Genomic DNA, 742 nt, shown 5'->3' with positions numbered 1-742 from the left:
ATGGCCAGCCGCATCTCCAGTGGCAGCGTGTTCGAGTGAGGCCATGGCCAGTCCCGTCGCCAGAGAAAATTCCCGCCGCGCCGCGGTGAAGACGGCGCTCGAGCGCCACAAGGTCTACGTCACCGCGCAGCGCTTTTCCGGCGGCACCTACAGCGCCCGCGTGCTGGTCGACGGCGAGGCTTACTGGGTCGACGAGTTTCGGCTGAGCCAGCTGCGGCAAGGGCTGACGCCGGCCGAGCTGGAACTGACGCCGGCGATTGACGATTGAGATATCACGGATGACTACGGCAAGGCAGGCGGGACAGCGCCCCCCTCTGTCCTGCCGGACATCTCCCCCACAAGGGGGGAGATTGGCAGTTTCGCTGGTCGCGCTTCTCCTGCAGCGTCGAAAATTAGCGAAAGCCGTCGCGACGTCTGATCTCCCCCCAAGTGGGGGAGATGTCCGGCAGGACAGAGGGGGGCGCGAAGGAACGAGGCGTACGCCGTTTTCCATTATGCCCTTCGACGCCTGACCCATGCCCGCCAAGCTCACCTCCTACCGCGCCAAGCGCCAATTCTCCCGCACCCCCGAGCCAGCCGGCGGCACCGTCGCGGAGGGCGGCAACCGCTTCGTGGTCCACAAGCACCACGCCACCGCCGACCATTACGACCTGCGCCTCGAAGTCGGCGGCGTGCTAAAAAGCTGGGCCGTCCCGCGCGGCCCCTCGCTCAATCCGGCCGACAAGCGCCTCGCGGTCGAGAC

At 67.0% G+C, this 742-nt stretch carries 2 protein-coding genes; both read left to right on the top strand.

Annotated elements, in window-relative coordinates; all coding sequences use genetic code 11:
- Positions 1-268, top strand: a 268-nt coding sequence (locus DPM33_RS35630; protein ID WP_342634401.1) for a hypothetical protein, incomplete at its 5' end; no start/stop codon positions are given.
- A gap of 247 nt (positions 269-515) precedes the next feature.
- Positions 516-742 (top strand): DNA polymerase ligase N-terminal domain-containing protein (locus tag DPM33_RS35625; RefSeq protein ID WP_146770396.1); only part of this gene is annotated, 227 nt, incomplete at its 3' end.

This window comes from Mesorhizobium hawassense (assembly GCF_003289945.1).
GTDB classification, from domain to species: domain Bacteria; phylum Pseudomonadota; class Alphaproteobacteria; order Rhizobiales; family Rhizobiaceae; genus Mesorhizobium; species Mesorhizobium hawassense.
Note: the sequence above shows the minus strand (reverse complement) of the source record. Positions and strands in the feature narration are given on the sequence as shown.